The organism is Nannocystis sp., assembly GCF_016714285.1.
GTDB lineage: Bacteria > Myxococcota_A > Polyangia > Nannocystales > Nannocystaceae > Nannocystis.
Window position 1 is genome coordinate 30,583 of the sequence record NZ_JADJNN010000040.1, and the last position, 11,831, is coordinate 42,413.

General features: G+C 66.9%; 11 protein-coding genes and 2 pseudogenes. 9 read left to right on the top strand and 4 right to left on the bottom strand.

Translation table 11 applies throughout. The features are described from left to right. Window positions 1-2: 2 nt before the first annotated feature. The 8 genes from IPJ59_RS36015 (at window position 3) to IPJ59_RS36050 (ending at window position 8,394) form a co-directional block, all read left to right on the top strand. On the top strand, window positions 3-590 hold the full coding sequence (locus IPJ59_RS36015; protein ID WP_293275713.1) for a class I SAM-dependent methyltransferase: 588 nt from the start codon (window positions 3-5) through the stop codon (window positions 588-590). Then, complete coding sequence (locus IPJ59_RS36020) at window positions 587-1,243, top strand: hypothetical protein (RefSeq protein WP_293275714.1); 657 nt, start codon at window positions 587-589, stop codon at window positions 1,241-1,243. The genes IPJ59_RS36015 and IPJ59_RS36020 overlap by 4 nt, the downstream gene beginning before the upstream one ends. Window positions 1,244-1,246: 3 nt before the next feature. After that, window positions 1,247-2,038 (top strand): alpha/beta hydrolase, encoded by a 792-nt coding sequence (locus tag IPJ59_RS36025; protein WP_293275715.1) that lies wholly within the window; start codon window positions 1,247-1,249, stop codon window positions 2,036-2,038. Between the two features lie 1,432 nt (window positions 2,039-3,470). Beyond that, a complete protein-coding gene (locus tag IPJ59_RS36030; RefSeq protein WP_293275716.1) occupies window positions 3,471-4,007 on the top strand; it encodes a nucleotide exchange factor GrpE in 537 nt (178 codons plus the stop codon). A 15-nt stretch (window positions 4,008-4,022) separates the two neighbouring features. After that, complete coding sequence (locus IPJ59_RS36035) at window positions 4,023-4,595, top strand: hypothetical protein (protein ID WP_293275717.1); 573 nt, start codon at window positions 4,023-4,025, stop codon at window positions 4,593-4,595. Between the two features lie 34 nt (window positions 4,596-4,629). Next, entirely contained in the window at window positions 4,630-5,283 is a 654-nt protein-coding gene (locus tag IPJ59_RS36040) for a hypothetical protein (protein WP_293275718.1), read from the top strand. A gap of 419 nt (window positions 5,284-5,702) precedes the next feature. After that, entirely contained in the window at window positions 5,703-8,186 is a 2,484-nt protein-coding gene (locus tag IPJ59_RS36045; RefSeq protein ID WP_293275760.1) for a S8 family serine peptidase, read from the top strand. 19 nt (window positions 8,187-8,205) lie between these two features. Beyond that, entirely contained in the window at window positions 8,206-8,394 is a 189-nt protein-coding gene (locus IPJ59_RS36050) for a hypothetical protein (protein ID WP_293275719.1), read from the top strand. A 164-nt stretch (window positions 8,395-8,558) separates the two neighbouring features. Here IPJ59_RS36050 and IPJ59_RS36055 read toward each other — a convergent pair whose 3' ends face one another. After that, entirely contained in the window at window positions 8,559-9,659 is a 1,101-nt protein-coding gene (locus IPJ59_RS36055) for a tyrosine-type recombinase/integrase (protein ID WP_293275720.1), read from the bottom strand. Here IPJ59_RS36055 and IPJ59_RS36060 point away from each other — a divergent pair. Next, window positions 9,613-10,026, top strand: coding sequence for a hypothetical protein (locus IPJ59_RS36060; protein ID WP_293275721.1), 414 nt, complete (start codon window positions 9,613-9,615; stop codon window positions 10,024-10,026). The genes IPJ59_RS36055 and IPJ59_RS36060 overlap by 47 nt on opposite strands. Here IPJ59_RS36060 and IPJ59_RS38570 read toward each other — a convergent pair. The 3 genes and pseudogenes from IPJ59_RS38570 to IPJ59_RS38575 form a co-directional block, all read right to left on the bottom strand. Continuing rightward, window positions 9,964-10,131 (bottom strand): annotated as a pseudogene (locus IPJ59_RS38570) (Arm DNA-binding domain-containing protein); the annotation flags it as partial. The gene IPJ59_RS36060 and the pseudogene IPJ59_RS38570 sit on opposite strands and share 63 nt — an antisense overlap. A gap of 102 nt (window positions 10,132-10,233) precedes the next feature. Further along, on the bottom strand, window positions 10,234-10,599 hold the full coding sequence (locus IPJ59_RS36065; RefSeq protein ID WP_293275722.1) for an FG-GAP repeat domain-containing protein: 366 nt from the start codon (window positions 10,597-10,599) through the stop codon (window positions 10,234-10,236). 113 nt (window positions 10,600-10,712) lie between these two features. Continuing rightward, window positions 10,713-11,798, bottom strand: a pseudogene (locus IPJ59_RS38575) (FG-GAP repeat domain-containing protein); the annotation flags it as partial. Window positions 11,799-11,831: the final 33 nt, after the last annotated feature.

Genomic DNA, 11,831 nt, shown 5'->3' on the forward strand with positions numbered 1-11,831 from the left:
ACATGTCGATCCAGAGCTTCGCCCGCTGGGCGCTCGGCAGCATGGTGATCGCGGAGGGCGTGGCCGCGTGGTCGCGCTTCGACACACGCTCACGCCTGTTCATCGAGGCCGCGCAGCGGGCCAGATCGCTGCAACGCACGCTCGTCGTGATCGGCGATCCCGACGCCGGCCCCACCACCCGCCTGCTCCGCGCGTACGACTGCGGGGATGTGTGCGTCGACGCGAAGGGCTGCCCGATGTGCCCGGTGATGAAGGTCGCGGACATCACGGCCGGACCCATCCCCGGGATCTCGTCGAACTCTGCGGTGGTGTTCGTGTCGTGCGTGCTCGAGTACGTCGCCGACCTGCCCGCCGCGCTGCGGGAGATCCTGCGGATCGCCGGGGACTTCGAGAACATCTACATCGTCACCGTCCAGCCGTGGACGCTCACCGCGTCGCTGTACCCTGGCGCACGCTGGGCCGGCATCGCGGACCGACACGTGGTCGCCATGGCCCGCGTGACCACGACTCACAAGGCGATCGCCGCGGGCGTCGTCGCGGGCGCCTCGTTGCTCGCGCTATGGCCCTCGGGGCGCAAGGAGGAACCATGACCGACGCGCGAATGATCGCCCGCCTGGGCCTGAGCGGTGTCGCGGTCGCGGAGACCGCGGCGACCTGGACGCGCTGGGAGCAACGCCGGCGACTCTTCCTCGCCGCCGACGAGCGCGCCCGCCAACTCGGCCGACCCCTGCTCGTCGTGCTGCCGCGCAAGGAGGGCTGGTTTAGCCGCTCTATGCGGCTGTACGAGTACGGGCCGCGCTACGGCGACATCTTCAACAGCAACGACGCGGCGGTGATCTTCGCCGACTCGCTCGCCCACGGGCTGCCCGCCATCTTGGATGACTCTGCCGTCGTCTACGTCGCCTGCGTGCTCGAGTACGTCACCGACTTGCGGCGATCGATGGACGAGATCCTGCGGATCGCGGGCGAGCTCGAGAATATCTACGTCGTCACCGTGCAGCCCTGGACCCTGACGGCCGCGCTACACCCTGCCGCGCGCTGGGCCGGCATCGCCGACACGCACGCGGTCTCCATGGGCCCCGTGACGATGCTGCACAAAAGCGCCGCAGCCGGGGTGCTGATCGCCCTGGGCGTCATGTCCCTCGCATCGGGCCGGCGGAGCGTCCCGCCTCCACCAGCGCCGGAACCCGCCCTGGAGACCGGGCTCGCGCGCAGCAAGCCGGGCTCGTCGGGAGGCACGTAAACCATGAAGCGCACCACCATCGCCCTCGCCGCAGGCGCCACCGTTGCCGGCGCTGCTCTCGGTCTTCGAGCCCTCATGCGGCGCCAGGCCATCGCGGCCCTGCCGATTCCGACGCCGAACCTCGCGCTGAGCGTGCCGGGCTTCGCCGTGCTCGAGCGCATCACCGGCGGCATCGACCCGGCCCAGCCCATGCCGCTCGTGCTCGTGCTCCACGGCATCGGCGGCGACATGGCACAGCTCGACCGCTACACCCGCATCAAGGTGCCGGCGCGCCTCGTGTACGTCCGCGGCCCGCTGAGCAACCCCCGCGGCGCGGGCTACAGCTACTTCGGAGCCCGCTTCAACAGCGCGAACTTCATGGCCGAGCTCGCGGCGGCGGCTGCCGAGATCGTCCACGTCGCCGACACCGTCGCAAGCCAGCGCGCCGTCACCCGCACGCTCGTGCTCGGCTACTCGCAGGGCGGCCACATCGCCTGGCTGCTCGCCGGTACCGGCCGCTTCGATGTCGTGATCCCCGTCTCCGGCGCCCTCGTCGCCACGTACCAGCCACCGCCATCGACCGGCCGCACGACGATCCACGCGCTCCACGGCGAAGATGATCGCACGCTGCCAGTGACCGCGAGCGCAGCCACCTTCCAGGCCTTCACCGCCGCGGGCTACCGCGGGGACTACAAGCGGGTGCGGGCCGGCCACTCCCCGACGACGATCGGCAGCCATATCACGCCGATCTTGTCCGCCAGTCTCGACCCAAAGCCGGTACGCGGCTCGTTGGCTCCCCAGATCCGGGGCCGGTAGTTCGAATAGCGCTGGTGCTCCTGCTTGTGCGCGTGGTCGAGCCACCGCTGGTGCTCCAGTCACCCGTGCTCGAGTCGATGGTGGTTGCCGGTGCTCCCGGTGGTGTCGACTGTCCCCTCACCAGTCGAGGTGTCACGCCAATGTGTAGCCCGCGCCCGGGCGCCGGTCGGTAGCGCTGGGTCCTTCGCGTCGACGATCTGGTTGCTGCAGTGCCAGTAACCCGGCTGCTCACCGCAGGACGGGCAGCCCCGCGAAGTGGTTGCAGCATGCGCAGATTCCGTGACGTCAGGTGCCGAAGCGAACGAGATAGTTCTTCGCAGCCGGGTCTTGCCGGGAAGGAGCGATCTCCAAGATCGCGTCGGATTATCCATTTTTAAGGTTATTTCCGTCAATCGTTCCCACACGGAGTTCCTGAAACGTGTCGATATTCGAGTGAACGGCGTAAGAAACGCGCTGTCACGTGGTGAATCAAACCCTGATGTCTCGTTCGGGGCAGGCCACCAAGAAGTGAATGAACAGTGAAATAGATTTCGATTGCGTCCAAATTTGTCATGTGAACTACGTTATTGACATTGCGCAGGCGGTGCAAGATCTTGTTGCAAGGCGATCGAGCAAGGAGGTATCATGACTTGAATCCTCGATCGTGAACGCGGTATTGTGAATACGTCAATGAACAGTAGATTACCTCATCTTCGCACGGTTCTGGCCCCGGAATATGCGAGCTTTCGCGACACGGAACTCGGGCCGATTAGCCGCAGTGCTCGGCCCCAAAATATCCCCGAGGATCTGGAATTCTCGCTGTCCGATATCGGAAGCGCCTTCAAAAAGGTGGGATCCGTCGTCGCCAAGCATGCGCCGGCGGTGCTCTCGGTCGCGAAGGGCGCCGCAGCGGGGTCGGCGTTCGGACCGTACGGTGCCCTCGCAGGGGCGCTGCTGACAGGGGTCAGCAGCGGCCTCCAGTCGGCGAGCCCATCGAATTCGACGGCATCAAAGGTGGGTTCGGTCCTGGGTAGCGTGACGTCGCTGGCGGGCCCAGCGACCGGTGGTGGACGCGGTGGTGGCTTGACGTCGCTGGCGGGCCTAGCGACCGGTGGGGGACGCGGTGGTGGCTTGACGTCGCTGGCGGGCCTAGCGACCGGTGGGGGTCGTGGTGGTTCGGTCCTGGGTGGCTTGACGTCGCTGGCGGGCCTAGCGACCGGTGGGGGTCGCGGCGGGGGCGCGAGCGCGTCCTCTGCGACGCAGCTCCTCGGGTTGTTGAGCCGCCCGAGGTCCGTCAGGCGGTAACCGCCATGACGCTCGGAAGGATGGGCCAGGAGAGCGTTCCGGTCGCACACCGGCCGGTCCCGTCGAGATTCCCGTACAGGCGTTCGCCGTCCTCGACCTGGAGATGTGGACAGCCGAGGAGCTCGGCGACTACCCGTGAGGTCCGGCCATGAACGACACGCTCCTCCAAACGTGGCTCGAATCCATCCAAAGCGGCAGGAGGCTCTCGCTGCAGGACATGCTGGCCCAGCTCGCGGAATCTGACCCGAGATTGGCCCCCTTCACCCGCTTCTTGGCGCAGGAGCGGGCGCCGCGGGGCGGGCAGGAGGACCAGGTAGTGGTCGAGTCGACCGCCGAGGACGTCGACGAACCGGACCCGGACCACTCCGAGCTTCATGCGGTCAGATCGCGGCTGAAAGAGGCGCGTCGGGTTGAGCGGACGCTCCTGCGAATGGACGCGGAACTCCAGGAGCTCCGCACGCGAAACGAGACGCTGGCCGCGGCGCTCGGCGCATGCCCGATGTGCTGGGGCGAGGACCCCGAGTGCGAAGAATGCGACGGTCGAGGTCATCCCGGCGCCGCCAAACCCGATTCGGAGCTGTTCCATCACTTCATAATTCCCGCGGTCCGCCGAGTCGAACGTCTCGGGATGTGGGCCCAACAACCCGGTAACACTGCGAAAAGAAAGTCAGAGATCCAGCAATGACGATGCCATACTACGGTGAAGATCTTCCCGAGGACTACGAGAGCGACGAGAGCGACGAGAGCGACGAGAGCGACGAGGCTGCCCGAGGAGGTCGTCGCTTCCGCAGGCGTTCCCGTCGCCCGCGGGTCACGCTCGCCGATCGCGCGACCCGCCGGCAACTATGTCACGCAGGTCCAGCTGCAGGCAGCCTTGGCCGATGTCCGCAGGCAAGTCGCCACCAACGCCACGGCGATCAAGACGCTGGAGGGGCGGATCAACACGGTCAACCAGGAGCAGTCCCGCCTACGTCGCGACGTGACCGAGCAGAAGAAGCAGACCGACGGGCTGCGAAAGGACTTGAAGCAGACCCGCGAGATGGCGGCCTTGATGCCGCTGCTGACGCAGCCGAAATCGGTCGTGCTCAGCCGAGACGTGGATAGTCTCCTGCCTGCGGGCACCAAGGTTGTCGTCGACAACAACGACATCTTCTCGTCCATGCTCCCGATGATGCTGCTCGGGGGCTCGGGGTTCACCGGAGGCGGTAGCAGCGACGGCTCCGACAATCTGACGATGATGATGGTTATGATGCTCGCCTTTAGCAAGCGTTAGGTCGCTCGACGCCGGACCTCGAAGGAACTTCCAAATGAACATCTTCAATTTCGTCATGGGACGGTTGCTGGCAGAGCGGCAGGGGGTGACCGACAGCGACGCCGTCAATCGCACGGGGTTGATCAGCGCCCTGGTACCCGGCACCTCCGGGCTCGTGGCGGGCGCCGTGTTTGCCCGCCGCTCCGCCGAGAATACTCCGATCAGTGATCCGGTCGCGAACACGAACAAATTCGTCACGACGACCGACGCCGGAAAGGTGGACGTCGGGGTCGACAGGTCGGAGGTGGTGACGGTGCCCGATTTCGCAGGATACCCGGACTCAGGTACCCGGAAGATAGTCGCTAACGAACGGGGCCTGTTCTGTCAAGCTTTCGCCAAAGCAGATGAGAAAGACCAGGTGCCCGGGTCGGGCACGGTGGTTAATCGGGGCACGCCAGTCACCCTCACGCTGCCCATGACGCGATCCACCGTCCTCGTGCCCAATTTCAACGGGATTCAAGACGAGGAGGCTGCGCAGAAACTTGCCAAGGACAAAAATGTCACGGTCAAGGTGATCGTGGCGGAGGAGTTCCAGCAGCACCCGGGCGCAGATGAGAAGGTATCCTGGGGTAAGGAGGTTCTAGTGTGCCTGCCGAAAGCCCGAAATCAGCCGGCTCAGCCCAAACAGGCAAAAGCGCAGCACCTATAGACGATGCAAATGGATCCGGGTCTTCAGGAGTTGATCGCCGAGGGCGACTCTGAGGAGGAGGTCCCGCTCTTGATACGTGTCAGGGAGCGGGACCTCGTTCCCCGGAGCATCCGCATCATCGCCGATTTCAGCGACATCGTGACATGCCGCGTGCGTCGCGGGGACATCCTAGCGATTCGGGCCCACCCGGCGGTGCTCAGCATGAAGGCCCCGACCATCGTCGCGTCGGAGGCGGAGATCGACGACGGCGACGACTTGTCGCCCGACGGCATGCAATCTGACGAGCGTCGACCCTCAGAGGTGATCGCTACGGGTAGGGGGATCGTCGTCGGTGTCATCGACTGGGGCCTGCCCTGGGGTACGATCCCGCAGACTTCGACGCGCACGGACGTGGTACGCACGGTACTCATACCACCGGCATCGCGTGCGGGAACGGCCGGGCGGGGGGACCCGTGGGCGTGGCTCCGGAGAGCGACATCGTATTCGTCAACATCTCGCCGCTCAACGTGGGCGTTCAGGAACGGCTCAGCAATTCCGTGGCGCTGCTCGAGGCCGTCGATTTCATAGCGCGGACCGCCGGCGAGCGACCGTGGGTCATCAACGTGAGCATGGGCAACCAGGCGGGCCAGCACGACGGCCTCACACTGGTCGAGCGGGCCCTCGACAACTGCGTGATGGCCGGTCCGGGGCGCGTGTGCGTACAGAGCACCGGGAATTACTACAACCGCAGCGCCCATGCGGCCGGGGTCGTTCGCCCGGGTGAACGGGAGACCATCCCGTTCACCGTCCCGACTCGGCTCGTGGCGCCCTGCGAGATCGATGTGTGGTTTTCGGGTCGGGACCGCATGCACTGCGAGCTTGTCGCGCCGGACGGGGGTGTCGCGCGGGCGACGCCGGGTCACCACGCCGTGATCGAACTCGAGGGGCGGAGGGTGGCGACCCTCTACAATCGACTCACCGATCCGAACAACGGCGACAACGTCATCCGGATCTACTTGTATACCGGGGCGCCGGAGGGCGCCTGGCGAGTGAACCTGGACGCCGACGATGTCGTCGACGGACGGTATCACGTGTGGGTAGAGCGCAGCCGGGAAGGCGTCGCGCAGCAACCTCGCCTCGACGACGCCTGTGTCGCCCCGGCCTCGACGACGAACACGATATGCAACGGTTTTCGCACGATCGCCGTGGGTGGCTACGACCCGCACGCCGACGGCTCTCCGCTGGCGCCGTTTAGCAGCTCTGGGCCAACGCGAGACGGCCGTCAGAAGCCCGACCTCGTCGCGCCAGGGGTCCGGATTCTGGCAGCGAGGAGCGCGCCACGCGGAGCACCTGCGGATCGCAAGTACCTCACCAGGATGTCGGGGACCAGCATGGCCGCGCCGTTCGTGACCGGTACCTGCGCGCTCATGCTGCAGGCGGCCGGACGTCCGCTTGACAATCGCGCGATGCGGTCGCTGTTGTTCGGCAGCACGCGTCCCGCGCCGCAACACGACCCGCAGCGTGTCGGCAGCGGATACCTCGACATCGCTGCGGCCGAGCGGGCGGCCCGTGAGGGCGTCCAGCCCGGATTCTCTGAGCCTCGTGTCCACCAGGAGCCAGATATGATTGACGCACGTTCATTCCTCGATTCGTCGGCCGAAGATGTAGAGTTGGACATCGACAACCCGGTGTGGGTTCGCCCGACGGACGAGCCGGTCGACCGCCGAGCGCCGGTGGTCGCGTGGGCCGACGCCTTGATCGACCATGGGGTGCGCGAGGCGGACGCGTTGCTGCCCGTCCTGCTCGAGCGGAGCGGCCTCCCGGGGGCGCTCGTGCCGTTCCGTGGCGGTGAAGCGCTGTCCGCGGCGGACTTGTTCGACGTCCTCACGGCGCAAGAGGGCGCGTTGAGCCGTTACCTGTTTCGCTTCCTCGCCGTGGTTGCGTTCCCCGGCGGTTTTCTGACCGCGAGAGGCCTTCGGGCTGGCGATCTGGTGATCCGTCGCAGCGTCGAGCGCAACGGCGGCGCACGGCTGGGGGTGCTCGCCGGGGACGAAGTGATCCCGTGGCCGGATCTGGCAGCGCTCGGTCTCGACACGGAGGAGCCGCGCGCCGGGTATTATGTGCATGTTGCCGACGCGGCGCGGGGCTTCACCAGCAGGGGACGCCGCGCGTGGCGCCTCGCAGGGCGGGACGGTCGCGTCCAGTCGGATCTGATGGTCGTGCGGATCCGAACGCCGGCGGCGAATGAGTGGGCCGAGAGCAGCCAGACCCCGACGCCCTCGATCTTCGTGATCTCCGACGGCCAGGCGGTCCTTCGTTCGGCGCCGCCGGAACTGGCGTCCCTGGGCCGCATGATCCCCAAGGGGAGCGAAGTGCGGATCATGGCCTCGCAGACAGTCGGCGGCAGGAGCTATGTCGAAGTGGTACAGTATCTGCCCGATGATATCGTCGACCCGCCCCACTATTGGGGCTGGACGGCGAAGTCCAACGTCAGTCCGAAGAAGATTGCCGTGACTGAGATGATTGCGAAGAACTATGATACCTTCATCCACGAGGCCAGCGAGAAATACGGGATCAAGGTCGAACAGATCCGTGCCATCATGGCGACCGAATCGGGAGGAAAACCCGGGGCGACGAGCGGCTCGGCGTTCGGGTTGATGCAGATGACGAAGGACACCTGGCGCTACACCCGGGACACGTACCACGAGCTCAAGAATTATGATTTCGCAAGCTACTGGAAGAATCCCCAGGTCAACATCCTCTTTGGAACCGCGACCCTCAAGTCCAAGATGGGATTGATCGGCGTCAGCCCTGACCACCCCGCTTCGCCGAGTTGGCGGTCGTCGCCTACAACGCCGGGAAGGCACGGTCAAAGCGGCGATCGCCAATGCGCGCGCCGCCGGCTCCGACGACCCGCCGTCTGATTGTCTGCAGGACGAGTATTTGAGGCCCGCCATCTGGAACAAGGGTAGGGACAAGAGCATCTGGACCTACTATTTCACGGGTCGAGGCAAGAGAGACAACAAATCAGGCACCAAGGAGGAGGCCCTCGAGCTCAAGCTCAAGGAGGTCAAAGGTTACCCGGTGAAGGTGAAGAAGTACCTCGACGAACAGCAACAGCTCGGCCTGTGACGGAGTTCAGGCCCGGAGGGCCCCAAGCCTCCCCTGACCTAGTCCATCGTGAACGCCGGGATCGGCATCGCCGGGATCGGCATCGTGAACGCCCATCGCCCATGTACCGGACGTGCCGACGGGGCCTGACGATGATGAGGCTGGACCGTCGCTTGCGCCACCCGCTACGGACCCCCAGGACGTTCGGCCGAGGCTTTGACCGGTTGCTTGTCGCGTCGTGATTCGCGTGTCGCTGCCAAGGGCGGTGTGATGGCAGCCTCGACCTGCGCCCACGTCCCATCGTCCCGCCACCGCTTGTACCAGCGCCAGCAGGTCGTCGAGGCCGCGTAGGCCTCCGGGATGTCGCGCCAGCGGCCATGCGTGTGCAGCACCCAGCGGATGCCGTCGACCACGTTCCGCAGGTCGACCGGCTTGCCGCCGCGCGGTCGCTCGGCGTCGACGAGCGTGACGATCGCCGCCCACTGGGTATCGCGCAGCGGCTCGTACGGCGCTGCCAGCATGGCGCGGGTGGTGTTGCTCGCCTCGATGATGCGGCTGGCGGTGTGCTCGAGCGCCTGGCGGACGACGGAGTCGGCGAGGTGGGCGTAGCGCTTCGTGGTCGTCGGCTGACGGTGGCCGAGCATCTGGCCGACGATCGCCAGGGGCACGCCGCCCATGAGGGCGTCGCTGGCGAAGGAGTGCCGCAGGTCGTGCAGGCGGACGTCGGGGATGCCGATGGCGGTGCGGATGCTGTTCCAGGTCAGGTTCAGACCCGTGAGCTTGAGGCCGTTGCGGGTGTGGACGACGAGGCCCTGCTTGCGGCTGCCGGTCTCGTCGTGGATCCGCCGGAGCAGGTTCAGCACCGGCGACGAGACCGGGACGCTACGCTGGCCCGTCTTGGTGTCGGGGAGGTTGAGGCAGCTGTGTTGCCAGTCGACCATGGGCCAGGTGAGCTCGCGGATCTCGTCGCGGCGCAGGCCGGTGAGCGAGAGCAGCTGCAGGGCCCAGACGCCCATGCGGTTGATGTGGCCCTTGCAGCCGTGCGAGATCTGGAGGCCGCGCAGCAGCACCTCCTCGACGCGGGCGCGCTCCTCGGGGGTCAGGAAGCGCTCGCGAGTCTTCATCGTGAAGCGCCGGACCCCGTGGGCGGGGTTCTTCATGTCGGCCAGCTCCCAGTCGACGATGATGCGGCGGTACAGGCTGCCGATGATGCAGAGCACGTAGTTGGCCGAGCCCGGGATGTGCTTCAGGCTGGCGTGCAGCGCCTGGACCTCGTGGCGGGTCACGGTCTGGAAGTCGCGGTCGCCGAGCGCGGGGGAGGATGCGGCGGGCGACGAGGCGGCGGTAGCAGGTGGCGCTGTTGGGCTTGAGGTAGACGTCGACGAACTCGCGGACGAAGCGCTCGGCCAGCTCGCCAACTGTCGCTCGCCGTGGTTCCGCCTGTTTCACAGGCTCGACTCGGCGCCCGGATGTCGGCGCGGTGGGGCCCGCGACCGGCTGGTCGGATGCCTCGCTGCGCGCCGCACCGCCGAGCATGAGCAGCGCACGCTGGCGCGCCTCGTCGACACCGAGCGTCGGGCTGAGCTGCCCGATCTTCTCGCGCCGGTACTTGCCGCCGACCTGGTATCGGACGAGAAACACCTTCTTGCCTGACGGCAGGACCCGTACGACGAAGCCGGACACGGCCGCGCAGGTCACCTCGTACACCTTGTCCTGTGGCTTGAGCTCGCGGACGCGGGCGGTCGTAAGCATCTCCATCCCTCCACCCCCACTGTTCGAGACAGAATCGAGACAGGCAAGGGCCAAAAGGCGCCTGTCCGAAAGTACACATTATCTATCACAATGCCGCGCAGGGCGGATCTAAACCACTCGAAGGACATTTGTGATGCTGTACGAATACTGGTTCCAGATCTCGCGGCCGGGGCGCCAGGACTTGTCCATGTCGCCGACGACGGTGATGCCCTTGGGGAATTGCGGGCCGTAGAACTGGTTGTTGCCGAAGACGATCTCGACCTGGCCGTCGGCGTCGAGGTCGGCGACCGACGGGGACTCGTACTGGGTGGCGCTGCCGTGGGCGGCGAGGGAGAGCTTGACGGCGCCGTTTGTGCCGTCGAAGACCCACAGGCGCTGCTCGTCGGCGTGGATGACGTCGGCGACGCCGTCGCCCTCGAAGTCGTAGACGACCGAGCCGGTGGCAGAGTCGGTCCGTCGATCGGCATCTGCCACATGACGGCGCCGTCGGTGTCGAAGACGACGTAGAACTCGCTGCCGGCGACGCCGACCTCGGGCTCGCCGTCGCCGTCGTAGTCGGCGATCGTCGGCGCACCGCCGGCGCCGCCGGGGACGGGGGTCGACCAGATCACCGCGCCGAGGGCGTCTTGCAGGCGCACGGTGCCGCTCGAGCTGACGACGATCTCGGGCTTGCCGTCGGCGTCGAAGTCGGCGACGCCGGGGTAGCCGTCGCCCTTGCCGTTGAACCACACGGTCGCGCCCTTGTCGTCGTAGACGGCGTTGCCGACGATGACCTCCTGCTTGCCGTCCTGGTCGAGGTCGGCGACGGTGGAGATGAAGAAGGCGTTGCCGTGCTGGCCGACGCCACGCTCGCTGCCGTCGGCGTTGAGGATGATCGCGCCAGCGACGATCTCCGGCGTGCCGTCGCCGTCGAGGTCGGCGATCGACGGGTAGCTGCCGCAGTGCAGGGCCTGGGGGCCGTAGATCTTGCTGGTCCAGGTGAGGGTGCCGTCGTGCTCGAAGCGCTTGAGCTCGTTCTTGACGCTGACGCTGATGATCTCGAGGCGGCCGTCGTTGTCGATGTCGCCGACGGCGAGGCCGGAGTGGCCGCAGACCTCCTTGCCGGCGACGTTGAGCACCTCCTTGGCGCCGTCGCCGGACATGGCCCGCAGCACGCCGGGGCCGTAGTGGTTGCCGGGGTTGTAGGTGACGAAGATGACGTCAGGGAGGTCGTTCTCGTCGGCCTTGCCGTCGTTGTTGTCGTCGTCGAGGGAGGCGATGACGGGGTCATGAGCACCTGGTTGGAGGTGGGCTCGACGGCCCAGGCGTCGCGGCTCCACTCGACGACGGGCTTGAACACGCCGATCTGCGGCTCGGCGGCGCAGTCCGGGTTCTGGGCCCCGTCGAAGCCGGGCGGGGGCATATCGAGGCAGGCCATGTCGGCGCCGGTGCTGCTGCTGGCGTCGGTGGAGCTGGTGACCGGGGCGCCGGTGTCGTCGCTGGCGGTGGCGCTCTGGGAGCCGCCGGTGGTCGGTGTCGCCTCGCTGTCGGAGGCGCCGCTGGTGCTGGTCGTCGGGGTGACCGCGCCGGTGCTGGCGCTGGTGCTGCCAGCGCTGGCCTCCATGCCGGCCTCGGCGCTGCTGCTCCCGCTGTCGCCGCACGCGCTCGTGCACGCGAGCCAACCACACACCCATCCCCACCGTCGCGTTGTCATCGGCGTGATGATC